General features: G+C 69.0%; 24 protein-coding genes and 1 pseudogene. 15 read left to right on the forward strand and 10 right to left on the reverse strand.

The window, feature by feature from the left end; genetic code table 11:
* Positions 1 to 26: 26 nt before the first annotated feature.
* On the reverse strand, positions 27 to 368 hold the full coding sequence (locus FHQ07_RS00515) for a 4a-hydroxytetrahydrobiopterin dehydratase (protein ID WP_139714796.1): 342 nt from the start codon (positions 366 to 368) through the stop codon (positions 27 to 29).
* Between the two features lie 100 nt (positions 369 to 468).
* On the opposite strand from FHQ07_RS00515, the gene FHQ07_RS00520 reads away from it, so the two are divergent.
* Both FHQ07_RS00520 and FHQ07_RS00525 read left to right on the forward strand, forming a co-directional pair.
* On the forward strand, positions 469 to 1,062 hold the full coding sequence (locus FHQ07_RS00520; RefSeq protein WP_139714797.1) for an NfuA family Fe-S biogenesis protein: 594 nt from the start codon (positions 469 to 471) through the stop codon (positions 1,060 to 1,062).
* A 15-nt stretch (positions 1,063 to 1,077) separates the two neighbouring features.
* The gene (locus FHQ07_RS00525) at positions 1,078 to 2,790 is read left to right on the forward strand and encodes a hypothetical protein (protein ID WP_139714798.1); all 1,713 of its coding nucleotides are present in this window, start codon (positions 1,078 to 1,080) and stop codon (positions 2,788 to 2,790) included.
* A 90-nt stretch (positions 2,791 to 2,880) separates the two neighbouring features.
* On the opposite strand, the gene FHQ07_RS00530 is transcribed toward FHQ07_RS00525, so the two are convergent.
* Entirely contained in the window at positions 2,881 to 3,342 is a 462-nt protein-coding gene (locus tag FHQ07_RS00530; RefSeq protein WP_425476927.1) for a c-type cytochrome, read from the reverse strand.
* Complete coding sequence (locus FHQ07_RS00535; protein WP_139714800.1) at positions 3,339 to 3,740, reverse strand: c-type cytochrome; 402 nt, start codon at positions 3,738 to 3,740, stop codon at positions 3,339 to 3,341. The genes FHQ07_RS00530 and FHQ07_RS00535 overlap by 4 nt, the downstream gene beginning before the upstream one ends.
* Positions 3,741 to 3,968: 228 nt before the next feature.
* Here FHQ07_RS00535 and FHQ07_RS00540 point away from each other — a divergent pair, with 228 nt between their 5' ends.
* The 6 genes and pseudogenes from FHQ07_RS00540 (at position 3,969) to FHQ07_RS00560 (ending at position 12,789) form a co-directional block, all read left to right on the forward strand.
* Positions 3,969 to 5,108, forward strand: a complete 1,140-nt coding sequence (locus FHQ07_RS00540) for an efflux RND transporter periplasmic adaptor subunit (RefSeq protein WP_139714801.1) — start codon at positions 3,969 to 3,971, stop codon at positions 5,106 to 5,108.
* Positions 5,105 to 6,788 (forward strand): annotated as a pseudogene (locus FHQ07_RS14685) (efflux RND transporter permease subunit); the annotation flags it as partial. The gene FHQ07_RS00540 and the pseudogene FHQ07_RS14685, both read left to right, overlap by 4 nt.
* 176 nt (positions 6,789 to 6,964) lie before the next feature.
* Positions 6,965 to 8,593 carry an efflux RND transporter permease subunit gene (locus FHQ07_RS14690; RefSeq protein ID WP_425476975.1) on the forward strand — a complete coding sequence of 543 codons (1,629 nt, stop codon included), beginning with the start codon at positions 6,965 to 6,967 and terminating at the stop codon, positions 8,591 to 8,593.
* 7 nt (positions 8,594 to 8,600) lie between these two features.
* Positions 8,601 to 11,675, forward strand: a complete 3,075-nt coding sequence (locus tag FHQ07_RS00550; RefSeq protein ID WP_139714803.1) for an efflux RND transporter permease subunit — start codon at positions 8,601 to 8,603, stop codon at positions 11,673 to 11,675.
* Positions 11,672 to 12,358 carry a DUF4386 domain-containing protein gene (locus FHQ07_RS00555; RefSeq protein WP_139714804.1) on the forward strand — a complete coding sequence of 229 codons (687 nt, stop codon included), beginning with the start codon at positions 11,672 to 11,674 and terminating at the stop codon, positions 12,356 to 12,358. Before FHQ07_RS00550 ends, FHQ07_RS00555 begins: the two co-directional genes overlap by 4 nt.
* 11 nt (positions 12,359 to 12,369) lie before the next feature.
* Positions 12,370 to 12,789 carry a DUF6326 family protein gene (locus FHQ07_RS00560; protein ID WP_139714805.1) on the forward strand — a complete coding sequence of 140 codons (420 nt, stop codon included), beginning with the start codon at positions 12,370 to 12,372 and terminating at the stop codon, positions 12,787 to 12,789.
* Positions 12,790 to 12,795: 6 nt separating this feature from the next.
* Here FHQ07_RS00560 and FHQ07_RS00565 read toward each other — a convergent pair whose 3' ends face one another.
* From FHQ07_RS00565 to ykgO, 7 genes are all read right to left on the reverse strand, one after another.
* Positions 12,796 to 14,004 carry a TraB/GumN family protein gene (locus FHQ07_RS00565; protein ID WP_139714806.1) on the reverse strand — a complete coding sequence of 403 codons (1,209 nt, stop codon included), beginning with the start codon at positions 14,002 to 14,004 and terminating at the stop codon, positions 12,796 to 12,798.
* Positions 14,005 to 14,106: 102 nt separating this feature from the next.
* Entirely contained in the window at positions 14,107 to 15,033 is a 927-nt protein-coding gene (locus FHQ07_RS00570; protein ID WP_240703517.1) for an alpha/beta fold hydrolase, read from the reverse strand.
* Positions 15,034 to 15,053: 20 nt separating this feature from the next.
* A complete protein-coding gene (locus tag FHQ07_RS00575) occupies positions 15,054 to 15,674 on the reverse strand; it encodes a TetR/AcrR family transcriptional regulator (RefSeq protein ID WP_139714807.1) in 621 nt (206 codons plus the stop codon).
* A gap of 67 nt (positions 15,675 to 15,741) precedes the next feature.
* Positions 15,742 to 16,629, reverse strand: coding sequence for a carbon-nitrogen hydrolase (locus FHQ07_RS00580; RefSeq protein WP_139714808.1), 888 nt, complete (start codon positions 16,627 to 16,629; stop codon positions 15,742 to 15,744).
* Positions 16,629 to 17,669 (reverse strand): agmatine deiminase family protein, encoded by a 1,041-nt coding sequence (locus FHQ07_RS00585; protein WP_139714809.1) that lies wholly within the window; start codon positions 17,667 to 17,669, stop codon positions 16,629 to 16,631. The genes FHQ07_RS00580 and FHQ07_RS00585 overlap by 1 nt, the downstream gene beginning before the upstream one ends.
* Before the next feature lie 9 nt (positions 17,670 to 17,678).
* Positions 17,679 to 18,026: a hypothetical protein gene (locus FHQ07_RS00590; RefSeq protein ID WP_240703518.1), complete on the reverse strand. Its 348-nt coding sequence runs from the start codon at positions 18,024 to 18,026 to the stop codon at positions 17,679 to 17,681.
* A gap of 131 nt (positions 18,027 to 18,157) precedes the next feature.
* Complete coding sequence (gene ykgO, locus FHQ07_RS00595) at positions 18,158 to 18,283, reverse strand: type B 50S ribosomal protein L36 (protein WP_010342887.1); 126 nt, start codon at positions 18,281 to 18,283, stop codon at positions 18,158 to 18,160.
* A 163-nt stretch (positions 18,284 to 18,446) separates the two neighbouring features.
* On the opposite strand from ykgO, the gene cmk reads away from it, so the two are divergent.
* From cmk to FHQ07_RS00630, 7 genes are all read left to right on the forward strand, one after another.
* Positions 18,447 to 19,130 carry a (d)CMP kinase gene (gene cmk, locus FHQ07_RS00600; protein ID WP_139714810.1) on the forward strand — a complete coding sequence of 228 codons (684 nt, stop codon included), beginning with the start codon at positions 18,447 to 18,449 and terminating at the stop codon, positions 19,128 to 19,130.
* A 174-nt stretch (positions 19,131 to 19,304) separates the two neighbouring features.
* Entirely contained in the window at positions 19,305 to 20,993 is a 1,689-nt protein-coding gene (rpsA, locus tag FHQ07_RS00605) for a 30S ribosomal protein S1 (RefSeq protein ID WP_139714811.1), read from the forward strand.
* A 47-nt stretch (positions 20,994 to 21,040) separates the two neighbouring features.
* Positions 21,041 to 21,376: an integration host factor subunit beta gene (locus FHQ07_RS00610; RefSeq protein ID WP_338419649.1), complete on the forward strand. Its 336-nt coding sequence runs from the start codon at positions 21,041 to 21,043 to the stop codon at positions 21,374 to 21,376.
* Between the two features lie 49 nt (positions 21,377 to 21,425).
* Positions 21,426 to 21,713, forward strand: a complete 288-nt coding sequence (locus FHQ07_RS00615; protein ID WP_139714813.1) for a lipopolysaccharide assembly protein LapA domain-containing protein — start codon at positions 21,426 to 21,428, stop codon at positions 21,711 to 21,713.
* Positions 21,706 to 22,905 carry a lipopolysaccharide assembly protein LapB gene (gene lapB / locus FHQ07_RS00620; RefSeq protein ID WP_139714814.1) on the forward strand — a complete coding sequence of 400 codons (1,200 nt, stop codon included), beginning with the start codon at positions 21,706 to 21,708 and terminating at the stop codon, positions 22,903 to 22,905. The genes FHQ07_RS00615 and lapB overlap by 8 nt, the downstream gene beginning before the upstream one ends.
* On the forward strand, positions 22,892 to 23,914 hold the full coding sequence (locus tag FHQ07_RS00625; protein WP_240703520.1) for an MraY family glycosyltransferase: 1,023 nt from the start codon (positions 22,892 to 22,894) through the stop codon (positions 23,912 to 23,914). Before lapB ends, FHQ07_RS00625 begins: the two co-directional genes overlap by 14 nt.
* Positions 23,911 to 25,821 carry a polysaccharide biosynthesis protein gene (locus FHQ07_RS00630; protein ID WP_139714815.1) on the forward strand — a complete coding sequence of 637 codons (1,911 nt, stop codon included), beginning with the start codon at positions 23,911 to 23,913 and terminating at the stop codon, positions 25,819 to 25,821. Before FHQ07_RS00625 ends, FHQ07_RS00630 begins: the two co-directional genes overlap by 4 nt.
* Positions 25,822 to 25,841: the final 20 nt, after the last annotated feature.

Consider the following 25,841-nt stretch of genomic DNA (forward strand, 5'->3'; position numbering starts at 1 on the left):
CCGCCGCGCGCGGCCGCATCGCCGCCTCAGGCGTAGAGCGCGTCCGCCTTGGCGGCGCAGATGAAGTCGTTCTCGCTGAGTCCGCCGACGTCGTGGGTGGAAAAACGCACCACGCAGCGGTCGTAGTGCACGGACAGGTCCGGGTGGTGGTCTTCGGCATTGGCGACATGCGCCAAGGCATTCACGAAGGACATGGTCCGGTAGTAATCCTTGAAGGCGAACGTCCTGCTCAGGGCGTGCCCGTTCTCGACCAGCGCCCACTCCGGCACCTGCGGCAGCCATTCGCGGATGCTGGCATCGGTGAGCCGGTGTTCGCTGCCGCGACGCGGCGTGCAACGGGCCTGGGCAAGCGGGATGAGGTCGGCCATCGGCATTCTCCTGCGTGGGCGCATGAACCGCGGCCATCGTCTGCGCCGGGTCGGGGGGATGCGGCGGCGCGTAGCGCGGCGGCATGGCTAGAATAGCCGCATGATCCAGATATCCGAAGCCGCACAAACGCATTTCCGCAAACTGATCGAGCGCGAGGCCATCCCCGGCCTCGGCGTGCGCCTGGCCGCGCGCGATGCCGGCACGCCGCGCGCGGACGTGCGCCTGGAGTTCGCCGAGGACAGCGAATTGTCCGGCGACGAATGGGCGGTCGACTGCGAGGGCTTCACCCTGTGGCTGGATGCCGCCAGCGTGCCGTTCCTGGACGGCGCGACCATCGACTACGAAAGCAAGGCGACCGGCGGCCAGTTGCAGATCCGCGCACCGAAGATCAAGGGCGTGGCGCCGGGCGATGCGGCGTCGCTGGTCGAGCGCGTGCGCTGGACCATCGAGCAGGAGATCAATCCGCAGCTGGCCCAGCACAAGGGCCATGTGTCGCTGCAGGAGGTCACCGCGGATGGCGTGGTGGTGCTGCGCTTCGGCGGCGGCTGCCACGGTTGCGGGATGGCCGACGTGACCCTCAAGCAGGGCATCGAGAAGACGCTGATGGAGAAGGTGCCGGGCGTGACCGCGGTGCGCGACGCGACCGACCACGCCACCGGCGATGCGCCCTACGTCCCGCGCGACGCGGCCTGAACGGCTTAGGCGCGCGTGACGTCCGCCGCCGACTTCATCGCCGCGCTCGACCAGCGGCGCACGCGTTTCAGCAACCGCCCCGAGGCCCCCGGGCAGCTGCCGCCGGGCTGGCAACGCTGGTTCGACGCGATGCCGGTGGTCGATGCGCATGCCGCGGGCGCGCCGGCGCCCTCGTGGGTTGCGGCCTTCGCGCAACGGCCGCTGCGCAGCATCCCGCGCGCGCCTGCGCCGCTCAATCGCTGGCAATCCATCGGCCACCTGCTGCAGCAGAACTGGACGCCGAACCTGCGCGACGAACGCGGCTTGCGGATCGGCGTCGGCGCGGCCGACATCGTGCTGCACGTCATCCTGGTCGGGCTGCTGCTGTGGCTGATGTACCTGCGCTTCATGGCGCTGGCGCGGGCGCCGCCGGAGGAAGAGGCGGTGCAGGTGGAATTCATCGGTCGCGGCAACATCGCCGAGGGCGGCGGCGCCTTGGCCAATGCGGGGGCGGAATCCGCGCCCGCCGCGGCGGCGCCGGCCACGCGCGCAGCCACGCCTGCGCCCGCCAGCGGCCGGCCGGATGCGCCGATCGAGACCATGTCGGTGCCGAGCCCGCCGCAGGTCGCCGCCAGCAGCGAGGCGCCGCAGCGCGTGCGCGAACTGGCGCCGCTGGCGGTCGCCGAAGCCGCGCAACCGCTCGCCGTCAGCGAAGTGCGCGAGCCGGAACCACGGGCATTCCAGCTGCCGCCGCCGAAGCCGCGCGACGCACCGCAACCGCAATTGCAGGTGCGGGAAGTGCAGCCGCGGCAACAGGTGGAAGAAATCGCCAGCTTGCGCGCGCAGCCGCAACGCAGCCTGCAGCCGCGCGAGGTGCAGGCTCAGGTGAAGGTGCCGGAACTGCGCGACCAGCCGCAGGAACTCGACGTGCCCGCGCCGCAGCGGATGGCGACGGTGCAGGCGCGCAGCGCGCCCAGCCAGGCCGCCAGCAGCGCGCAACTGCGCGTGCCGGAATTGCGCGGCGAAGTGCGCGATATCCCGATGCCGCCCGGCGGCGCGCCAACCCCTTCCGCCCAGGCCGGCAGCGGCACCGCGGCGCAGGCGAATGCGAACAGGCCGGGCGCCGGCGGCGAACGCGGAAGTGCGCCGGCCGCCGGCCAGGCCGCGGCCGGCACCGGCGCGGGCGCGAAACCGGCCGAGCAGGGCGGCCGTGGCGTGGCCGCCACCGGCAAGGGAGCGGGGCCTGCCAACGCAGCCGCGCCGGGCGGTTGGCCAAGCCCGGCGAAAAGCGACGACTGGGGCGCGTCCAAGCGCAATGTCGCCGGTACCGGCAATGGCAATGGGAAAAACGGCCGGGGCGACGGCAAATCCGGCGTGTTCAACGCGGATGGCAGCCCGCGCCTGTCCGACGAATGGACGCAGCTCAGCGGCATCGACGTGGATCGTTCCGGTTCGTGGCTGAAGCGGCCGGGCCTGGAATACCGCGGCACCCGTTTCGACCAGTACTGGATTCCGCAGGGCACCTTGCTGCAGGAATGGGTGCGGCGCGGCATCAAGAAGGTGTCGATCCCGATCCCGGGCACCGACACCAGGCTGGAATGCGTGGTGTCGCTGCTGCAATTCGGCGGCGGCTGCTTCCCGGTCAATCCCAACGTCAACGAGCAGCCAGCGCGCGCGCGGCCGGCGCCGGACATCCCGTTCAAGCCGGGCTTGCAGGAAGACAACGGCAGCGTGAAGCCGGTGCAGTGACGGTGCCTCGGAGCATGCCGGCTGCGCATGAGTGGCGCGCACGAAAAAGGGGCCTTGCGGCCCCTTTTTCGTGACAACGTTGCGATCGGATCAGTTCGCGCCGTGCATGTCGCGCAGCTGGCTGTTGGTGCCGCCGAAGTAGGCGGCAAGGTCGGCGATCTGCTGGTCGCTGAGTTCCTTGGCCTGGCTGGCCATCAGGTCGGTGGTCGGGCTGCCGCCGCGGGTGCCGGAGCGGTAGGCCTGCAGCGCGTGCGCGATGTAGTCCGCGTACTGGCCGCCCAGCTTCGGGTAGCTGGCATCGATCGGCGCATTGCCTTCGGCACCGTGGCAATCCACGCAGGCCTGGCCGGTGGCGCCCTTGGTCGAGGCGAGTGCCTTGCCGGCGGCGGCATCGCCATGCGGCAAACCGGCGGAGGAGGACGCGTGCGCGGCTTCGGCTTCGTGGCCGGCGCCTTCGGCCGGATGTTCTTCCTGCTTGCCGCAGGCGGACAGGGCCAGCGCGCAGGCGACGGCGAGCAGGGTCATGGAGGTCTTGGTCATGGCGCGGCTCACTTGATGCTGGACAGGTAGGCGGCGATATCGGCGATGTCCTGCTCGGAGAAGCTCTCCGCCTGCGCCTGCATCGTCGGATGCTTGCGCTTGCCCTCGCGATATTCCTTCAACGCGTTGTTGAGGTAGGTCTCCGACTGCCCGCCGAGCTTCGGCACGTGGTAGCTCGGATAGGCGTTCTTGTAGCCGGTCACGCCGTGGCAGCCACGGCAGGTGTAGGTCAGGCTCTTGCCGCGGGCGGCGTCGCCCTTGAGGGCGGCCGGGGCTGGCGTCGCCGCCGGTTCGGCTGCAACCGGGGTTGCGGCCGCGGTATCAGTGGCGGGAGCGGCGGCATCCTGCGCGGCGGCGGAGGCGGCGAGGATCAAGGCCAGGCTGGCGGCGATCGGCGACAGTCGCTTCATGGGTAGGGAGTTTCCGGAGTCCAGAGTGCAGAAGCATGACGCACGGGCGACATGCAATCGCATCAGTATAACGACGGATCCATCCGCTTCCTACGCCGCCAAAACAGAATGCCCGCGGCCCACGCCTAGCGCACTGTCCGCACGGACGTCCACCCATGACCTTCGGCGCATGACGGCCGGGCGGGGGTGGGTGACATACTTGACTACAACACCAGACAGGCTTCCTTCATGCACGACTCGACCCAAGCCGCCGCCCCCCGTTCCGGCCGCTTCCTCCCGCTCGCCCGCCTGAGCCTGCTGGCCCTGGCGCTTGCCCTTGCCGCCTGCAAGGGCGGTCCCGAAGGCGACAAGGGCAAGGACGGCAAGGATGCGGCCGACAAGGGCCCGGAAGCCGTGCCGGTGGAAGTGGCCAAGGCCGGTCGCCGTTCGATCGCCGCCAGCTACATGGGCACCGCGCCGCTGGAAGCCCGCGGCGAATCGCAGGTGGTCGCCAAGACCTCGGGCATCGCCCTGCGCGTGTTCGCCGACGTCGGCCAGCAGGTCCGCGCCGGCCAGCCGCTGGTGCAGATCGACCGCGACCGCGCCGCCTTGCAGGTCGCCCAGGCCGATGCCCAGGTGCGCAAGCTGGAAGCGAACTACCGCCGCGCCTCGCAACTGGTGGAGCAGAAGATGGTCAGCGTCAACGACGTCGACCAGTTGCGCTACGACCTCGAGAACGCCCGCGCCAGCCTGCGCATGGCGCGTCTGGAACTGTCCTACGGCACCGTGACCGCGCCGATCTCGGGCGTGATCGCCGCGCGCAACATCAAGCTCGGCAACCTGGTGCAGATCAACACGCCGATCTTCACCATCGTCGATACCTCGCGCCTGGAAGCCACCCTCAACGCGCCGGAACGCGAGATCGAAACGCTGAAGGCCGGGCAGGCCGTGCAGCTGAGCGTGGACGCGCTGCCGGGCAAGACCTTCGACGGCCGCATCGACCGCGTCTCGCCGGTGGTGGATTCCGGCAGCGGCACGTTCCGGGTGATCTGCGCGTTCGAAGGCGGCGGCCTGCTGCAGCCGGGCATGTTCGGCCGCATCCGCATCGAATACGACCAGCGCGCGAACGCATTGGTGATCCCGCGCACGGCGCTGCTGGAAGACGGCAATGCGCCGGCGGTGTACACGGTCAGGGCCGACAAGGCCGCGCGCACCACCCTGAAGCTGGGCTATGTCGATGGCGAGTGGGTCGAGGTGCGCGATGGCCTCAAGGAAGGCGATCCGGTGGTGGTGGCGGGCAAGGCCGCGTTGCGCGAGGGCAGCGCGGTGCAGGTGATCGGCGCCAAGGCCGCGCCGGCGTCCGCCGCGGCGCAGGCAGCCGCGCAATGAGTCCGAACGATAGCCACGACCCGCTGGCATCGCCCGGCGGGTTCAGCCTGGTCGAGTTCGCCACCCGCCGTCGCGTCACCATCGCGATGATGACCCTGACCCTGGTGCTGTTCGGCCTGATCGCGCTGGGCAGCCTCAAGGTCAACCTGCTGCCCGACCTCAGTTACCCCACGCTGACCGTGCGCACCGACTACACCGGCGCCGCGCCTTCGGAAATCGAGACCCTGATCTCGCAGCCGGCGGAAGAAGCGCTGGGCGTGGTCAAGGGCCTGCGCAAGCTGAAGTCGATCAGCCGCACCGGGCAGAGCGACGTGGTGCTCGAGTTCGCCTGGGGCACCGACATGGACCAGGCCAGCCTGGACGTGCGCGACAAGATGGAGTCGCTGCAGTTCCCGCTGGATGCCAAGCCGCCGGTGCTGCTGCGCTTCAATCCGTCGACCCAGCCGATCATGCGCCTGGCCTTGTCGCCGAAGCATGCGGGCAAGGGCGGTGCGGGCGATGCCGAGGAAATCCGCCAGCTGATGGAACTGCGCCGCTTCGCCGACGACGACCTCAAGCGCAAGCTGGAGCCGGTCGATGGCGTGGCCGCGGTCAAGGTCGGCGGCGGCCTCGAGGACGAGGTGCAGGTCGACATCGACCAGCGCAAGCTCGCCCAGCTCGGGCTGTCGCCGGATACGGTGATCAGCCGCCTGCAGCAGGAGAACGTCAACGTCTCCGGCGGCCGCCTGGAAGAGGGGTCGCAGCGCTACCTGGTGCGCACCGTCAACCAGTTCGCGACGGTGGACGAGATCGCCAACATGCTGCTGACCACGCGCACCGCGTCGGCCAGCAGCGGCGGCTCGGAACAGGCGATGCGCCTGGCCGCGGCCAGCGGCGACGCCAGCGTGATGGCGGCGCTGTCGCAACAGGGCGGCAACGCCTCCTCGGGCAGCCTGCCGCTGCGCCTGAAGGACGTGGCCGAGGTGCGCCAGGGCTACAAGGAACGCGAGGCGATCATCCGCCTCAACGGCCGCGAGGCGGTCGAGCTGGCGATCTACAAGGAAGGCGACGCCAATACCGTCGCCACCGCGGACGCGCTGGAAGCGCGGCTCAAGAGCATCCGCGAGCAGCTGCCCGGCGACATCGAGCTGACCGTGATCGAGGACCAGTCGGTCTTCATCCGCAACGCCATCGGCGACGTCAAGCTGGACGCGGTGATCGGCGGCCTGCTGTCGATCCTGATCATCTTCCTGTTCCTGCGCGACGGCTGGAGCACGTTCGTGATCTCGCTGTCGCTGCCGGTGTCGATCATCGCGACGTTCTTCTTCATGGGCCAATTGGGCCTGAGCCTCAACGTGATGTCGCTGGGCGGCCTGGCGCTTGCGACCGGCCTGGTGGTCGACGACTCGATCGTGGTGCTGGAAAGCATCGCCAAGGCGCGCGAGCGCGGGCTCGGCATCCTCGAGGCCGCGATCGCCGGCACCCGCGAAGTGAGCATGGCGGTGGTCGCGTCCACCCTGACCACGATCGCGGTGTTCCTGCCGCTGGTGTTCGTGCAGGGCATCGCCGGCCAGTTGTTCCGCGACCAGGCACTGACCGTGGCGATCGCCATCGGCGTGTCGCTGGTGGTGGCGATGACCCTGATCCCGATGCTGAGCGCGCTCAAGGGCCGCCCGCCGCTGGGCTTCCCGGAAGAGCCGGCGCATGCGCGCTGGGAAGCGCGGAAGACATGGCAGAAGCCGGCGATGTATGCCGGCCGCGGCCTCGGCGGCCTGTTCCGCTACGCGTTCTTCGGCATCGCATGGGCGATCGTGCGGGCGTGGCGCGGCCTCTCGGCGGTGGTCGGTCCGGTGATGCGCAAGGCCAGCGACCTGGCGATGGCGCCGTACGCGCGCGCCGAACGCGGCTACCTGCGCATCCTGCCGGCCGCGTTGCGGCGGCCGACGCCGGTGCTGCTGGTCGCCGGCATCGCCTTCGCGCTGACGCTTGCCGCGTTGCCGCTGCTCGGCACCGACCTGATCCCGCAGCTGGCGCAGGATCGCTTCGATATGACCGCCAAGCTGCCGCCCGGCACGCCGCTGGCGCAGACCGACGCGCTGATCCGCGACGTGCAGGCCAGGCATGCCAAGGACGATGGCGTGCGCGTGCTGTACGGCGTGTCCGGCACCGGCACCCGGCTGGATGCCAGCCCGACCGAGAGCGGCGAGAACATCGGCAAGCTGTCGGTGGTGATGGCCGACAACAAGGCCGAGGCGCCGCTGACCGAAGCCCTGCGCAAGACCATGCAGGCCTATCCGTCGGCGCAGGTGGACTTCAGCCGGCCGGAACTGTTCAGCCTGTCGCCGCCGCTGGAAATCGAGGTGGAAGGCGCCGACCTGGAGCAGATCCGCGTTGCCGGCGCGAAACTCGCCGGCATGCTGCGCGCCAATCCGCACTACGCCGACGTGAAGTCGACCGTGGAGCAGGGCTTCCCGGAGATCCAGATCGTGTTCGACCAGGACCGCGCCGCGGCGCTGGGCCTGACCACGCGCCAGATCGCCGACGCCGTGGTGAAGAAGGTGAAGGGCGAGGTCGCCACCCGCTACAGCTTCCGCGACCGCAAGATCGACGTGCTGGTGCGCGCGCAGGAAAGCGATCGCGCCTCGGTCGACGACATCCGCCACCTGATCGTGAACCCGGGCGGCGGCGCCCCGGTGGAACTGGCCTCGGTGGCCGAGGTGGTGTCGACCACCGGCCCCAGCGAGATCCATCGCGCCGACCAGCACCGCGTCGCGATCATCTCCGCCAACCTGCGCGGCATCGACCTCGGCAACGCGATCCGCGAGGTCGACGCCATGGTCGCGCAGAACCCGCTGGGCACCGACATCGACATGCGCATCGGCGGCCAGGGCCAGGAACTGTCGGAATCGATCCGCTCGCTGCTGTTCGCGTTCGGCCTGGCGATCTTCCTGGTCTACCTGGTGATGGCCTCGCAGTTCGAATCGCTGCTGCATCCGTTCGTGATCCTGTTCACCATCCCGCTGGCGATGGTCGGCGCGGTGGCGGCATTGATGCTGACCCGCGCGCCGGTGTCGGTGGTGGTGTTCATCGGCCTGATCCTGCTGGTCGGGCTGGTGGTGAAGAACGCGATCATCCTGATCGACAAGGTCAACCAGCTGCGCGAGGAAGGCGTGGCCAAGCGCGAGGCGCTGGTCGAGGGCGCGCGTTCGCGCCTGCGCCCGATCATGATGACCACGCTGTGCGCGGTGTTCGGCTTCCTGCCGCTGGCGCTGGCGTTCGGCGAGGGCGCGGAAGTGCGCGCGCCGATGGCGACCACGGTGATCGGCGGCCTGCTGGTGTCCACCTTGCTGACGCTGGTGGTGATCCCGGTGGTGTACGACCTGCTGGACCGCAAGCCCGACGGGTTCTACGCCGAGCGCGGCCGGCGCGCGCGCCGCAACGCGGAGACCGTGGCGGAAGTGCTGTCGCACGAGCACGACCCGTTGAACGGCGGCGGCAGGGCCTGATCGCGCGATGAACATCACCGAACTGTCCATCCGCCGCCCGATCACCACGATCATGCTGTTCGTGTCGATGGTGGTGATCGGCCTGATCGCCTCGTTCCGGCTGCCGCTGGAAGCCGAGCCTGAAGCCAGCATCCCGTTCTTCTTCGTGCAATTGCCGTACGCCGGCTCGACCTCGGAGGAAGTGGAGCGCAACCTGGTGCGGCCGGTCGAGGAAGCGCTGGCGACGATGCCCGGCATCGAATCGATGAACTCGCGGGCGAACGCCGAAGGCGGTTCGGTCCAGGTGCGCTTCAGCGACTGGAACAAGGACATCGCGATCGCCGCGTCGGAGGCGCGCGAGCGCATCGACGCGATCCGCGACCAATTGCCGGACGATTTCCGCCGCTATTTCGTGTTCCGCTGGAGCACCTCGGACCGCGAGGCGCTCAGCCTGCGCCTGACCAGCAGCGTCGACCTGACCACCCGCGCCGACCTGATCGAACGCAGCATCAAGCAGCGCCTGGAGCGCTTGCCGGGCGTCGCCCGGGTGGAAGTGGAGGGCGTGGCCAAGCAGGAAGTGCTGGTGGCGCTGGACAAGGACCGGCTCAACGCGCACGGGGTGGCGCTGAACGCGCTGGTGCAGCAGCTGCAGGCGGCCAACTTCTCGGTTTCCGCGGGAGAGATCAGCGAGGCGGGGCGGCGCCTGCGCGTGCAGCCGCGCGGCGAACTGCTGGAATTGCAGCAGCTGCGCGACCTGCGCATCGACCAGCGCGGCACCCGCCTGTCCGACGTCGCCGACATCGACCTGAAGCCGCAGCGCATGGACTACGTGCGGCGGATGGACGGCAAGCCCAGCGTCGGCGTGGACATCTACAAGGAGCGCTCGGCCAACCTGGTCGACCTGTCGCGCTCGGTGCGCGCGGAGATCGCCGAACTGGAGAAGGATCCGGCGATGCGCGGGGTCAACATCGAGGTCACCGACGACCAGGGCCAGGCGGTGACCAGCTCGCTGCTGGCGCTGGCGGAAGCCGGCGGCATCGGCCTGCTGCTGTCGGTGATCGTGCTGTACGCGTTCCTGCGCCATTGGCCGTCCACCCTGATGGTGAGCACGGCGATCCCGATCTGCTTCGTCATGACCCTGGGCTTCATGTACTTCACCGGCATCTCGCTCAACATCATCTCGATGATGGGCCTGCTGCTGGCGGTGGGCATGCTGGTCGACAACGCGGTGGTGGTGGTCGAGAGCATCTACCAGGAGCGCGAGAAGTACCCCGACCGGCCGTGGCTGGCCTCGGTCATCGGCACCCGCCACGTCGCCATCGCGCTGTCCGCGGGCACCCTGTGCCACTGCGTGGTGTTCCTGCCGATGATGTTCGGCGAGAAGAACATCATCACCATCTACCTGTCGCAGCTGGCGGTGACCATCTCGTTCTCGCTGCTGGCCTCGTGGCTGGTCGCGATCAGCCTGATCCCGATGCTGTCGGCGCGGATGAAGACCCCGCCGGCGCTGAAGTCGCCGTTCATCACCGCGCTGCAGGCGCGCTATGCGCGCGCGCTGCGCTGGACCCTGGAGCACCGCGGCTGGAGCGTGGCCGGCATCCTCGCCATCTCGCTGGTCAGCGTGTACCCGATGACCCACACCCAGGGCGGCGGCGACGACAACGACCCCACCGAGATCAACATCTTCTACCAGTGGAAGGGCGCCTATTCCAAGGAGGAAATGGGCAAGGAAGTGGCGCGGGTGGAGGCCTACGTCAACGCCAACCGCAAGCCGTTCCACGTCGAGCGCGTGTACAGCCGCTACAGCGAGCAGGGCTGGGCGCAGACCCGCCTGTTCCTCGACGTCGAGGACCCGGAACTCAACAAGAAGATCTCCGAGGAGGTGCGCAAGGGCCTGCCCAAGTCGGCGCGCGCCAACCTCGGCATCGGCTGGCCGGGCGGGATGGGCGGCGACGACAGCAAGGGCATTACCTTCAGCCTGGTCGGCGATTCCACCCAGACCCTGCAGGAACTGGCCGCGGACATCGTGCCGATGCTGGGCCGCAACCCGAAGCTGCGCGACGTGCGGGTCGACACCGGCGACGCCAACACCGAGCTCACGGTGCGGGTGAACCGCGAGCGCGCCGCCGCCTACGGCTTCAGCGCGCAGCAGGTGGCGCAGTTCGTCGGCATGGCCCTGCGCGGCTCCTCGCTGCGCGACTTCCACCGCGAGGAAATCGAGATCCCGGTCAACGTGCGCTTCGCCGGTTCGGACGATTACGGCGTCGAGGACCTGTCGACCTTCATGGTGCGCGCGCCCAACGGCACCGACGTGCCGCTGCTGGCGATGGTGGACGTGGGCATGAGCCCGGCCGCCACCCAGATCCAGCGCCAGAGCCGGCAGACCATGCTGCAGGTGCAGGCGGGGCTGGCCAAGGACGTGTCGATGGAGGACGCGCGCAAGTCGATCGAGGATTCGCTGAAGGCGATGCAGTTCCCGCCCGGCTACGGCTACACCTTCGACGGCGGCGGCTTCAACATCAACTTCGACGGCATGGCGCAGATGATGCGCGCGATCGGCATCGCGCTGGTGCTGATGCTGGTGATCATGGCCGCGGTGTTCGAGTCGCTGCTGTTCCCGCTGGCGATCATGTCCTGCGTGCTGTTCTCGATCTTCGGCGTGTACTGGCTGTTCTGGATCACCGGCACCGAGATGAACATCATGGCGGTGATCGGCATCCTGGTGCTGATGGGGGTGGTGGTGAACAACGGCATCGTCATGATCGAGCACATCAACAACCTGCGCCGGCGCGGCCTGCCGCGCACCGAGGCGCTGGTCGAAGGCAGCCGCGAACGCCTGCGCCCGATCATGATGACGATGGGCACCGCGATCCTGGCGATGATCCCGATCGCGCTGTCGACCAAGACCGCCGAGGGCATGCCGCCGTACTACCCGATGGCGCGCGCGATCGCCGGCGGGCTGGCGTTCTCGACCGTGGTCAGCCTGCTGTTCCTGCCGACCATCTACGCGATGCTGGACGACCTGCGCATGGGCAGCGCCAAGCTGCTCCGCAGGGCGCGCATGACCCGCGCGCAGCGCCGCCAAGCCGGGGCCGCGGCATGACCGCGGGCGCGGTCGCCGTGCGCCGCGACGGGCGCATTTCAGGCGCGCTGTACCTGGTCGTGGTGCTCGCCGGCATGTTCTGCCTCGCCTACGTGCCGTCGAAGCTGGGCGCCTCGCCCGCCGGGGCCTCGGCGCATGCGGATCTGTTCCGTGCCGGCATCGCCGCCTTCCTGCTGATGCAGGTGGCGTTCCTGTTGCTGCCGTTCGCGCTGTACCGGGTGCTGGGCGACGTGAACCGCCAAGCCGCGGTGCTGATGGTGGCGCTGGCGGCGGTCAGCGTGCCGATCGGGCTGGTGGCGGTGACGCACCGGATGGAGGCGTTGTCGCTGCTCGAAGGCGCGCCCGGCACCGCTTCCGATGCGATGGAAGCCGCGTTCGCGCTGTGCCTGCAGCGCTATGGCCATGGCCTGCGCATCGCCAGCCTGTTCTGGGGGCTGTGGCTGTTGCCGTTCGGCTGGCTGGTGCTGCGTTCCGGCCGACTGCCGCGGGTGTTGGCTGCGTGCCTGCTGCTGGGCGGCGTGGGCTATGTCGTGCAAGTGTTCGGCGGCTTGTGGCCGGGTATCGCGGATGCCGGATGGATGGCTTACGTGCGCATGCCGGCGGCCATCGGCGAGATCGGCAGCTGCCTGTGGCTGCTCGCGTTCGGCGCACGCCCGGGCCTGCAGCGATCATCCACCGATTGAGGGAAACGCCGATGACGGTCGATGCAACGCGAACCTTGTCCGATCCACCACTGCCGCTGCGGGTGAAGCTGTCCGCACTGTGGTCCAGCCTGACCTTCTGCTACCTCTACGGCGATTATTTCGGCCTGTACAAACCCGGCAAGCTGCAGCACATGCTCGACGGCGCCGGCCCGATGGGCCCGGCCAGCCAGGGCTCGCTGCTGTTCGTCGCGCTGCTGCTGGTGGTGCCGGGACTGATGGCGTTCCTGTCGCTGGCGTTGCCGGCGCGCCTGGCGCGTTGGCTGTGCATCGGACTGGCGCTGTTCTACGCGGTGTTCGTCGCGCTCACCATGCCCGGTGCGTGGTGGTTCTACCTGGCCTACAGCGGCATCGAAATCGCCCTGTGCGGGGCCGTCGCCTGGCTGGCGTGGCGTTGGCCGCGGGCGGCGTGAGCGGGTTCAGCCCAACAGCTTGCGCACGATCGCCGCGCCGGAGATCCACACGCCGGCCATGCTGCCGAGGTTGGTGAGCAGGAACACCAGCACCACCCGGCACACGCGGTTGCGGTACCAGCCGCCAAGCGTCTGCGCGTCGTCGCGCAATGCGAGGAAATCCGGATAGGCCGGCTTGCGCAGGTGCACTTCCACCAGCGCGCTGAACATGCCCGGCGGCAGGCCGGGGCGGAACGGCTTGAGCGGCGCCGCCACCGCGGCGGTGAGGATGCTGAGCAGGTGCCCGCGCGCCAGCAGCGCGCCGAGGCCGGCCAGGCCGCCGGTCCACAGCACCCATTGCAGCAGCAGGTCCTTGCCGAGGTCGGCGCCGCCGCGGGCGAAACCCCAGGCGATGCCGCCGCAGATCAACAGCATCAGCACGATGGTGATCCACGGGATGTTGCGCTTCTTCGCGACATGCGCGAGTTCGGCGGTCAGCGCGGCGGGCGCGCGTGTTTCGTCGGCCAGGTATTTCGCCATGCCCTTGAGATGGCCGGCGCCGACCACCGCAAGCACGTGTTGCGCGCCATCGTCGCGCTCGCGCAGCTTGGCCGCCATGTACTGGTCGCGTTCGTCGATCAGGGTGGCGTACAGCGAGGGCGTGTCGCGCGCGAAGTCGCCGAAGCTGGATTCGAGCATGTCGCCTTCCTTCAGCCGCTCGATGTCGTCCTCGGACACGTCTTCCTTGTCGAACAAGCTGCCGGCGAGGCCGCCGATCAGCTTCATCCGGTCCCACCAGCTGAGGCCCTGCAGGATGCGGCGGAAGGTGATGCCGACGTCGCGGTCGATCAGCTGCAGGTGCAGGTTGCGCGCGACCGCCTCGGTCGCGGCGGCTTTCAGTTCCGCGCCGGGTTCGATGTCGAGCTGTTCCGCCAGCCGGCGCTGGTACGCGGCCAGCGCCAGGTTCGCCGCGAACGGCGCCACCTTGCGTTCGCGGATCACCTTGACCAGGTCGAGCTGGGCCAGCGCGTCCGGGTTGGTCAGCGCCTTGTGGCGTTGCTCGTCCAGCTCCACCGCCACCGCGTCGAAGCGGCCGCTGTCGATCGCCGCCAGCACCGCGTCGATGCTGGTCTTCGACACGTGCGCGGTGCCGAGCAGGGTGTAGCGGACCCCATCGCGTTCCAGTTCGACGATGGGTTGCCCGGCGAAGGCATCGGTGGTGGGTTCGGTGGTCATCGTGCCTGCGCGGTCGTGCGGGGTGGGCGTCGGGAAACGGCCGCCATTCGCATGGCGGCCGCGCAGGATAGACGGTTTCGCGATGGCGATGCCGGCTGCCGCTCAGGCCAGTCCGTAGGGCAGGTCGCTGGTGGAGACCACGCGCTCGCCGATCGCCTCGCCGCGCAGGAAGCGCAGGGCGGAGGCGATCACGCCGGCGTCGTCGGCGATCCGGTTGTGGCCGAGGCCGCGCGTGCTCAGCAGCCGCGACTGCGGCCAGTAGCGCGCCCAGCGTTCGCCCTCGGCCCACGGCACTTCGCGGTCCTCGATGTCGTGCACGATCAACGCCGGGCGCCCGATCCGCGGCGCATTGTTCTGCGCCTGCAGTTCGTCGGCGGAGAACCGCATCGCGGTTTCGAAGCGGGCGAACATGCGTCGGCCCAGGTGCCCGGCCAGCCACAGCAGCCTGGAGAAGCGCTCGACCGCGGCCAGCGGATCGGCGGCCGGCGCGATCAGCACCGCGCTGTTCGCCTGCATGCCGCGCGCCAGCGCCAGTGCCGTCGCCGCGCCGCCCAGCGAATGGCCGATCACCGCCGCGGCCGGGCCGTAATGCCTCGCCACCGCCATCAGGTGGCAGGTGAAGTCGGGCAGGGTGGTATGCCTGCCGCCGCTGCGTCCGTGCCCGGCCTGGTCGAAGGTCACCACCGCGTATCCCGCGTCGCGCAACGGCTGCAGCCAGCGCGCGACGCGGGTGCCGTGGCTGGACCAGCCATGCGCGAACAGCACGTAGGGCTGCAAGGCCGGGTCGCCCCAGACGTAGGTATGGATCGCGATGCCGTCGATGCCGAGGTCTTCCTCGCGCGCGCCCAGCGTCGGCGCCGCGTTCGCCCGCGCCCGGCTGGAGGCGAACGGCGTGGTGAACAGTCGTGCCGCCCTGGCCGCGATCGCATCCGGGGCGATGCGGCCGCCGAGCAGGAATGTCAGCCGTACCAGCTGCAGCCTCAGGTAATTACGAACGGTCGTGCTAATTTCAGCCAAGCGCATGGACATGACGGCACCTCGTCGTGGGATCAGGGGGAAGCAGCGAGCGGGGAGGCGGCGTGGGCGGCGAACCAGCGCTCCAGCGCGCGGTCGCCGTGGCCGCGCGCCTGCTCGTAACCGAACAGGCCGGCCTCGTGGAGCATGGCCAGCGGGATCGCATACAACTCGAAGGCGTACTGGTCGGTGTCGCCATCGCGCAGGTGGCCGCAATCGATGGCGATCTGCGCGGCGCGTTGCAGTTCCTGGCGCCAGCGGCGCTCGTTGCGCAGCACCTGGTCGCGCAGCGGGCCGGGGCGGTCGTCGAATTCGCTGACCGAAGCCACCAGCACGCAGCCGCCGCTTTCCAGCCGCCCCCACTCGAACCAGTTGCGCATCAGCGCGCGCAGCCGCGGCAGGCCGCGCGGTTGCGACAGGGCCGCGCCCAGCACGTAGTCGCCGAAACGCGTGCCGGCCGCTTCCAGCACGGCCAGCTGCAGCTCCTCGCGCGAACCGAAATGGGCGAATACGCCGCTCTTGGACATCCCCACCGCCTGCGCCAGCGGCCCGATCGACAGGCCTTCGATGCCGGCGAAACGAGCGATCTCGTAGGCCTTGTCGATGATGGCGTCGCGGGTGGCGGCGCCCTTGCTGGTGGCGGTAAGCGAGTTCATGGCCGCGACAATAGCACGACCGTTCGGATTTATTTGACCGTTCGTCGGATCGGCCCGCTGCCTGCGCTCAGTCGCGATAGCGCTTGGTGAGGTCGCCGTAGGCATCGATCCGGCGGTCGCGCAGGAACGGCCAGATCCGGCGCACGTGCTCGCTGCGCGCCATGTCGACATCGGCGAACAGGATCGTCGGATCGGTGCCGGCCTCGGCGATGAACTCGCCCTGCGGCCCAAGCACATGGCTGTTGCCCCAGAAGTCGATGCCGGACGCGCCCAGCGGCGAGGCTTCATGGCCGACGCGGTTGCAGCTCAGCACCGGCAGCCCGTTGGCGACGGCATGGCCGCGATGGCTGAGGATCCAGGCATCGCGCTGGCGGTTCTTTTCGGCTTGCTCGTCTGACGGATCCCAGCCGATGGCGGTGGGATAGAGCAGCAGTTCCGCGCCGGCCAGCGCCATCAGCCGCGCGGCTTCCGGATACCACTGGTCCCAGCACACCAGCACGCCGAGGCGGCCGACGCTGGTGTCGATCGGGGTGAAGCCGAGGTCGCCCGGGGTGAAGTAGAACTTCTCGTAGAAGCCCGGATCGTCCGGGATGTGCATCTTGCGGTACTTGCCGGCGGTGCTGCCGTCGGCATCGAAGACCACCGCGGTGTTGTGGTACAGCCCGGTGGCGCGCTTCTCGAACAGCGAGCTGACCAGCACCACGCCGTGCTGCTTCGCCAGCGTGCCGAGGCGTTCGGTCGACGGACCCGGGATGGGCTCGGCCAGGTCGAATTCGTCCACCGATTCGTGCTGGCAGAAGTACGGGCCGTTGTGCAGTTCCTGCAGCAGCACGAGCTTGGCGCCGGACCTGGCGGCCTCAGCCACGCGGGTTTCGATGACGGCGAGGTTCGCCGCGGCATCGCCGTGGTTGCGTTCCTGCACCAGCGCGACGGGAAGCTTGCTGTACTTGGACATCAGGCGAGGCCCTCGGGCAATTGCATGGTGATGCAGTGCAGGCTGCCGTTCTGCCAGATCAGCGGGCGGCAGGGCACCTGCACGATTTCGCGGCCCGGGAACGCTGCGGCCAGCACGGCGGCGGCGGCATCGTCGGCGGGATCGCCGTAGGCCGGCATCAGCACCGCGCCGTTGACGATCAGGAAGTTGGCGTAGCTCGCGGCCAGGCGGCGGCTTCCGTCTTCAGCGATGTCGATCACCGGCTGCGCCCACGGCAACGGGAACAATCGGTACGGCTTGCCATCCTTGGTGCGCAGCGCGGCGATCTCGTCCGCCATCGCCTTCAGGTCGGCGTAGTGCGAGTCCGCTTCGTCATCGCAGGCCTGGAACACGATGCCGTTGCCCGGCGCGAAGCGGGCGAGGGTGTCGATGTGGGCGTCGGTGTCGTCGCCTTCCAGCGCGCCGTGGTCCAGCCACAGCACGCGCTCCTGCTGCAGCCAACCGGCGAGCTTGGCGGTCAGTTCCTCGCGCGAGGCGTCGGGATGGCGTTCGTGCAGGCACTGCCAGGTGGTGAGCAGGGTGCCGTCGCCGTCGGTCTCGATGGCACCGCCTTCCAGCGCGAAATCGATGACCTGCCGCTCCTGCGTGGCGAACACGCCCTGCGCGGTCAGGCGCTCGACCAGGCGGTCGTCGTCGCTGGCGCCGTACTTGCCGCCCCAGCCGGTGAAGCGGAAATCGAGCAGGCGGAAGCCGTCGCCCGCGCGCAACGCAATCGGGCCGGAATCGCGCAGCCAGGTGTCGTCGTAGGGCACGGTCACGAAACGCACGCGTTCCATGTCGATGCGGTTGCTGCGCAGGCGCATTTCCGCGTAGGTCTCGACATCGTCGTCGGCCACGCAGATGACGACGCGCTGGAAGCGGGTGATCGCCGCGACCAGTGCGATGTAGGTCTCCTCGACCTCGGCCAGGCGCTCGGCCCAGTCGGTGTCGGCGTTCGGCCACGCGATCAGGATCGCCGACTGGGGTTCCCACTCGGCGGGGAAGCGCACGGTCTCTTGCATGCTTGTTTCTTAGGTGGTGGGCGGCTTCGGCCCGATCTCGTCCGGGTCGGCCTTGGTCATCACCACGTCGATGACGCGGCTGCGCTCGAAATAGACGGTGAAGTTCGGGTAGGTCCAGCGGTTGATCGTCGGCCAGTCGCGCTTCTGCCCGCCGCGCGGATCCAGGCGATCGCTCGGCGCGCCGTACTTCGCTTCGACCTGGGCCATGCTCATGCCGCGCTTCGGCAGGTTGCCCGGTTCCTCCCGCACGCGTTCGATCAGCAGGACGTCGCCCCGGACCGGAACGTCCTGGGCGAGGGCGATGCAGGGCGCGGCAAGCGATGCGGCGGCGAGGATGCTGCAGGTCAGACGATTCATGGCGACGTTCCCTGTGCAGACGAGGTAACGGCGGATTCTATGCCTGAAAAGTGAACGAACCGCGATGACGGCCCGCGGAAACGACGAAGGCCGCACGCGGCGGCCTTCGGCAGTGCAACCTGTGGCGCGAATCAGCGCTGGCGCGCCTTGAAACGCGGGTTGGACTTGCAGATCACGAAGACCTTGCCACGACGGCGGACCACCTTGCAGTCGCGGTGACGGGCCTTCGCCGACTTCAGGGAGGACAGGACCTTCATGACAGAACCTCGGCGAAAAGTTGGATTGGAGCGGTGGATGGAGCGGGATGGGTGAAACACGAAGCCGCGCATTCTAGCGGGGTTTGTTTCGCCGAATCAATAGCTTGAAGGAAAAAACTGCCGGGCTGCGGCAGCCGCGGCGAAGCCGGCCATAATTCCCGGCATGGATACCACCGCGCCCGTCCTCACCATCGATGGCCCGTCCGGCTCCGGCAAGGGCACGATCAGCCGCATCGTGGCCCAGCGCCTGGGCTGGCATTACCTGGATTCCGGCGCGCTCTACCGGGCGGTCGGCATCGCCGCCGGCTGGGCCGACATCGACCTGTCCGACGCCTCGGCGCTGGTGCGCTGCACCTTCGACACCGAGATCGGCTTCCGCGACGACGCCGCCGGCGAGCCGCGGGTGATCGTGAACGGGCTGGACGCCACCGACGAGCTGCGCACCGAAACCGCCGGTGCCGCCGCCTCGGCCATTGCCGCGATCCCCGAGGTGCGGGCCGCGCTGAAGGACCGCCAGCGCGTGTTCCGGCAGCTGCCGGGGCTGGTCGCCGACGGCCGCGACATGGGCACGGTGATCTTCCCGGATGCCGCCCACAAGGTGTTCCTCACCGCCAGCGCCGACGAGCGCGCCGAAAGGCGCTATAAGCAGTTGAAAGACAAAGGGGTTTCCGTCACACTTGACGGTCTGCTACGGGAGATTCTCGCCCGCGATGCCCGCGATGCCAGTCGCGCGGTGGCGCCGCTGCGACCGGCCGACGACGCCGTCCGCATCGACACCACCGGCCTTGGCATCGATGGCGTGGTCGCGCTGGTGCTGGATGTCGTGTCCCGCCCCAGCGCGAGCTGAGCGCGTTTCCCCCGTCGCAGAATCCTTCCACCTGGCGCATCCCGCGTCGGGTGGCGCCCATCCAACCATCACACATGGCCAAGCGCGTTCCTGCGCGACGCCAGACCCAAGGTGGGTCGCCCCGTGAGTGCGGGCGGCCTGTGTATCCACCAGAGATTTTTCATGAATTCCGTAATGACCGAATCCTTCGCCGAACTGTTCGAACAGAGCCAGGCCAACCTCGCCAAGCTGAAGCCCGGCGCCATCGTCAAGGGCATCGTGGTCGACGTCCGCAACGACGTGGTGGTGATCAACGCCGGCCTGAAGTCCGAGGGCATCGTCCCGATCGAGCAGTTCCGCAACGACGCCGGCGAAATCGACGTGGGCATCGGCGACGAGGTCAAGGTCGCGCTCGACTCGCTCGAGAACGGCTTTGGCGAAACCGTGCTGTCGCGCGAGAAGGCCAAGCGCGCCATGGTGTGGGACGAACTCGAGGAAGCGCTCGAGAAGAACGAGACCATCGTCGGCCGCATCAGCGGCAAGGTGAAGGGCGGTTTCACCGTCGACATCAAGGACGTCCGCGCGTTCCTGCCGGGCTCGCTGGTCGACGTGCGCCCGGTGCGCGACCCGGTCTACCTCGAGGGCAAGGAACTCGAGTTCAAGCTGATCAAGCTGGACCGCAAGCGCAACAACGTGGTCGTCTCCCGCCGCGCGGTGGTCGAGAGCGAGCATTCGGAAGAGCGCGAGCAGCTGCTCGAGAAGCTGGTCGAGGGCGCGGTGCTGAAGGGCGTGGTCAAGAACCTCACCGACTACGGCGCGTTCGTCGACCTCGGCGGCATCGACGGCCTGCTGCACATCACCGACATGGCCTGGAAGCGCGTGCGCCATCCGTCCGAAGTGGTCGAAGTCGGCCAGGAGCTGGACGTCCGCGTGCTGAAGTACGACCGCGAGCGCAACCGCGTCTCGCTGGGCCTGAAGCAGTTGGGCGAGGATCCGTGGGACAACATCGCCCGCCGCTACCCGGCCAACAGCCGCGTGTTCGGCAAGGTCAGCAACGTCACCGATTACGGCGCGTTCGTCGAGATCGAGCCGGGCGTCGAAGGCCTGGTGCACGTCTCCGAAATGGACTGGACCAACAAGAACGTCAACCCGGCCAAGGTCGTGCAGGTCGGCGACGAAGTGCAGGTCATGGTGCTGGACGTGGATGAAGAGCGCCGCCGCATCTCGCTGGGCATCAAGCAGGTCACCAGCAACCCGTGGGAAACCTTCGCCGCCATGCACAAGAAGGGCGACAAGGTGTCCGGCCAGATCAAGTCGATCACCGACTTCGGCATCTTCATCGGCCTGGACGGCGGCATCGACGGCCTGATCCACCTGTCCGACATCACCTGGAACTCCACCGGCGAAGACATCGCCCGCAACTACAAGAAGGGCGACACGCTCGAGGCGGTGGTGCTGGCGGTCGATCCGGAGCGCGAGCGCATCAGCCTGGGCGTCAAGCAGATGGAGCAGGACCCGCTGGGCCAGTTCATGGCGAGCAACCCGAAGGGCAGCAAGGTCACCGGCACCGTCAAGGAAGTCGACGCCAAGGGCGCGACCATCGACCTCGGCGAGGGCGTGGAAGGCTACGTGTCGGCCCGCGACGTCGCCGACGAGCGCGTGGACGACGCCAGCCAGTACCTGAAGGTCGGCCAGCAGGTCGAAGCCAAGTTCGTGGGCATGGACCGCAAGGGCCGCAGCCTGCAGCTGTCGATCAAGGGCAAGGACGACGCCGAAACCGCCGAAGCGATGGCCGAGTACAACAAGGCCTCCTCCGACGCCGCCAGCGGCACCACCAAGCTGGGCGCGCTGCTGCGCGAGCAGCTGAACAGCAAGTCCGAGTGATCGGCTCGCCGTAGCAAACGTGGCGGCCCGGTTCCGGCCGGGCCGCCATTTTCATGGTTGCAGTTGCAAAGCACGGGTCCATGACCAAGTCCGAACTCATCGAATTGCTGGCCCGGCGCCAGCCGCACCTGAAGGCCGACGACGTCGACCTGTCGGTGAAGTCGTTGCTGCAGATGATGGGCACCGCCCTCGCCGACGGCGATCGCATCGAAGTGCGCGGGTTCGGCAGTTTTTCCCTGCATTTCCGCCCGCCGCGCACCGGCCGCAACCCGAAGACTGGCGATGCCGTCGCCCTGCCGGGCAAGCATGTCCCGCATTTCAAGCCGGGCAAGGAATTGCGCGAGCGCGTGACCACCGTCGTGCCGCTGCCGACCGACGACTGATCCGCCGTAGTCCGCTAAGCTAGCAGGCGATTCCGCAGGGTCGACCTCGATGATCCGCCTGATCCGCCTGATCGTCGCCATCGCCTGCATCCTGCTGGGTGCGATCGTCGGCGCACTGAACACCCAACCCGTGCTGCTCGACTTCGGCATCGCCAGCGTGCGCGCCAGCCTTGGCCTGAGCGTGCTGGTCGCGTTGCTGCTGGGCGTGCTGGTGGGCGGCACCATCCTCGCGGTCGGCGTGGTGGCGCCACTGCGCCGGCGCCTGCGCCGCGCCGAAAACGCCGCGCGCGCGATGCGCATGGAGCACAGCGACATGGACGGGCTTTCCAATGGGTAGCTTCAATTTCGACGTGTGGATCTGGTTCGTGGTGCTGGTGCCGTTGGCGGCGCTGGCAGGCTGGGTGATCGGCCGGCGCGGCGGCGAGCGCCACAGCGACAGCCAGGTCAGCAAGTTGTCGACCACCTATTTCCGCGGGCTGAACTACCTGTTGAACGAACAGCCGGACAAGGCGATCGAGTTGTTCCTGCACATCGCCGAACTGGACAAGGACACCTTCGAGACCCAGGTCGCGCTGGGCCACCTGTTCCGCCGCCGCGGCGAGGTGGACCGCGCGATCCGGCTGCACCAGGCGCTGGCGCAGCGCAACGACCTCAACGATGCGCAGAAGGTGCAGGCGCTGTCCGCGCTTGGCGAGGACTACATGCGTTCCGGCCTGCTGGACCGCGCCGAAACCGTGTTCTCCGACCTTGCGCGGATCGACCAGCGCGCGCCGCAGGCATTGCGCCACCTGATCGGCATCTACCAGGCGGAGCGCGACTGGGAGAAGGCGATCGAGAACGCGAGTCGCTTCGAGGCGGCCACCGGCGAGCCGATGGGCAAGCTGGTCGCCCAGTTCGAATGCGAACTGGCCGACCGCCAGCGCGCCGCGGGCGAGATCGGGGCCGCGCGCGCCTCGATCGCCCGCGCCTACGCCGCCGACTCGAGCTCGGTGCGCGCCGGCATCAGCGAAGGCCGGATCGAAGCCGAAGCCGGCAACCCGGCGGGCGCGGTCCGCGCGTTCGAACGCGCCGCCCGCCACGATCCCGATTACCTGCCGGTGATCCTGCCGGCATTGCTCGAAAGCTACGACAAGGTGGGCGAGCGCACCGGCGCGCGCGCGTTCCTGGCCGAGATGAGCGAACACTACCGCGGCATCTCGCCGGTGCTGGCGCTGACCCGGATGGTCGAGGCGGAGGAGGGCGTGGCCGCGGCGCGGCGTTACCTGGGCCAGCAGCTGAAGGACCGGCCCTCGGTGCGCGGCGAAGCGGCCTTGATCGACCTGACCCTCGCCGAGCATCCCGACCTGGAGCAGGCGGACGCCAGGGCGACCCTGCACGACCTCAAGCACATCACCGACCAGTTGCTGGTGCGCAACCCGAGTTATCGCTGCAACCGTTGCGGCTTCGGCGCGCGCAGCCACCACTGGCAATGCCCCAGCTGCAAGGAATGGGGGACGGTGAAGCCGCTGCTGAACTATGCCGTGGTCTGAGCCGGCGGCGCTGGCGCCGGCGATGCTGGCCGGCGCCTTCCTGCTGGCCGCCGTGGTGTCCGCGCTCGGCAGCGCCTGGTCCATCGCCCATGCCCATCGCAACCAGCTGATCGACCAACCCGGCGAGCGCCGCAGCCACGACATCCCCACCCCGCGCGGTGGCGGCATCGGCATCGTGGCCGCCTGCCTGGTGGCGATGGCCGCCGCCGCGGGCTTCGGCCCGGCCTCGCGCAGTGGCTGGCTGGTCGCGGCTGGCCTTTCGCTGGTCGCGGCGATCGGCTGGTGGGACGACCACCGCCCGTTGCCGGCCTGGCCGCGGCTGCTGGTGCATGCCGTCGCCTCCGCCTGCCTGGCGTGGGCGATGCACCTGCAGGGAGCGCAACCGGTCGTGGTCGCCATCGCATTCCTGTCGGCGCTGGTGCTGGTCAATGCATGGAACTTCATGGACGGCATCAACGGCCTGGCGGCAAGCCAGGCCCTGTTGTGCGCGGCCGGATACGCGGCCGTGCTGGGCGATGCGTGGCGCTTGCTGGCCTTGGTCCTGGCCGGTGCCTGCCTGGGCTTCCTGCCGTTCAATGCGCCGCGGGCGAAGGTCTTCCTCGGCGATGTCGGCAGTGGCGCGCTTGGCTACGTGGTGGCGGCCTTGCTTGCGGCTGGATTCGCGTCGCGGCCGATGGCCGGCTGGCCGCTGCTGCTGCTGCCGCCGCTGGCGATGCTGGCCGATGCCGGCCTGACCCTGTTGTGGCGGATGCGCCGCGGCGAACGCTGGTGGCAGGCGCACGTGCAGCATGCGTTCCAGCGCTGGAGCCGGCAGCGCGGGCACCTCAGGGTGTGCGCCGGCTATGCGCTCTGGACGTTTGCGGCGGTTGCGATCATGCTTGCGGCGCTGCATTGGCCCGTGCGCATCGCGCTGGGGGTGGCGCTGGCGGTGTTGCTGGCGTCGGCAGGGGCGTGGCTTCGGCTGCACCGGCGTTACGAGAAGAACAATACCGAAGGATTCGGGACATGACGATCTGGCGGGACCGGTTCAAGTACGGCTTGCCGCGACTGGCGGTGATGGTGCATGACCTCGCCATGGTCTGGGTCTGCTGGCAGGGCCTGCACTACGTGCGTTACGCCTTGCAGCCCACCCCGCTGCCGCTGGAGCCGTTTTCCAGCACCGTGCTGATCGTGATGGTGGCGCAGGGTCTGATCTCCTGGCGGGTCGGCCTGTATCGGGGCCTGTGGCGCTTCGCCAGCGTCCCCGACCTGCTCAATATCTTCAAGGCCAGCCTGCTGGGCCTGCTGGCGGTGGTGGCCGGGCTGTTCTTCTACAGCCGGCTCGACCTGGTGTCGCGCGCGGCCTTGCTGCTGTATCCGTTCGTGCTGACCATGCTGCTGGGCGCGCCGCGCCTGATCTTCCGTGCCTGGAAGGACCAGCGCCTGCTGCGCTCGGACGACACCGCCGAACGCGTGCTGATCCTCGGCGCGGGGCAGGCCGGCGAAGCGCTGGTGCGCGACCTGCGCCGGATCGGCCGCTACCAGCCGGTCGGCTTCCTCGACGACGCCGCCGCCCTGCGCGGTACCCGACTGCAGGGGCTGCCGATCCTTGGCCGGGTCAACGACGTGGTCCGGATCGCGCGCGAGACCGGGGTACAGCTGCTGGTCATCGCCATGCCCTCGCTGGATGCGATCGCGATGCGGCGCGTGGTCGGCATCTGCGAGGAGAGCGGGGTGCCGTTCCGCACCGTGCCGCGGCTGGCGGATGTGCTGGATGGCCGCTCGCTGCCCGGCCAGCTGAAGGAAGTGGCGATCGAGGATCTGCTCGGCCGGCAGCCGCTCAATCCGGACTGGAAGGCGATCCGCAACTGGCTGGGCGGGCGTTCCGTGCTGGTGACCGGCGCCGGTGGTTCGATCGGCTCCGAACTGTGCCGGCAATGCGCCCGCCACGGCGCCAGGCGCATCGCCTTGCTCGAGATCGACGAACTCGCGCTGCTGACGGTCGAAGCCGACTTGCGGCGCGATTTCCCCGGCATCGAATGCCTGCCGGTGCTCGGCGACGCCGGCGATCCGGCGGTGATCGCGCATGCCTTGCGCGAAGCGGAACCCGAAGCCGTGTTCCATGCCGCCGCCTACAAGCAGGTGCCGCTGCTGCAGCGGCAGCTGCGCGAAGCGGTGCGCAACAACGTGCTGACCACCGATGTGGTGGCGCGCGCCAGCCGCGATGCGGGCGTCGGCACCTTCGTGCTGATCTCCACCGACAAGGCGGTCGATCCGGTCAACGTGCTGGGCGCGACCAAGCGCCTGGCGGAAATGCTCTGCCAATCCCTGGTCGACCCGCGTTCGACCCGCTTCGTGACCGTGCGTTTCGGCAACGTGCTGGATTCGGCCGGCAGCGTGGTGCCGCTGTTCCGCGAACAGATCCGCCGCGGCGGGCCGGTGACGGTCACCGACCCGGACGTGACGCGCTACTTCATGACCATCCCCGAAGCCTGCCAGTTGATCCTGCAGGCCTCGGCCATCGGCGCGCAGCAGGCGGTGTACACCCTGGACATGGGCGAGGCAGTGTCGATCCGCATGCTCGCCGAGCAGATGATCCGCCTGGCCGGCAAGCAGCCGGGCAAGGACATCGCCATCGAATACACCGGCCTGCGACCCGGCGAGAAGCTGCACGAAACCCTGTTCCACGTCGACGAGCGCTACAGCGCCACCGTCCATCCCAAGATCCTGCAGGCCTTGCCGCGCAGCGTCAGCGGGGAGCGCGTGGAGCCGGCGCTGCAGGCATTGCGCGAGGCCGCCGCCAGCTACGACCTCGATCGGCTCGCCGCGTCGCTGCGTGCGGCAGTTCCGGAATTCAATCCGTCGGCCGACGATGCCGACAACGCGCGCGAATCGACCATCGTCGCGTTCCCGGCACGCCGCGCGCGCCAGCAGTAAGCGACCGACGGCCGACGACC

The sequence above is a fragment of the Thermomonas aquatica genome (assembly GCF_006337105.1).
Lineage (GTDB): Bacteria > Pseudomonadota > Gammaproteobacteria > Xanthomonadales > Xanthomonadaceae > Thermomonas > Thermomonas aquatica.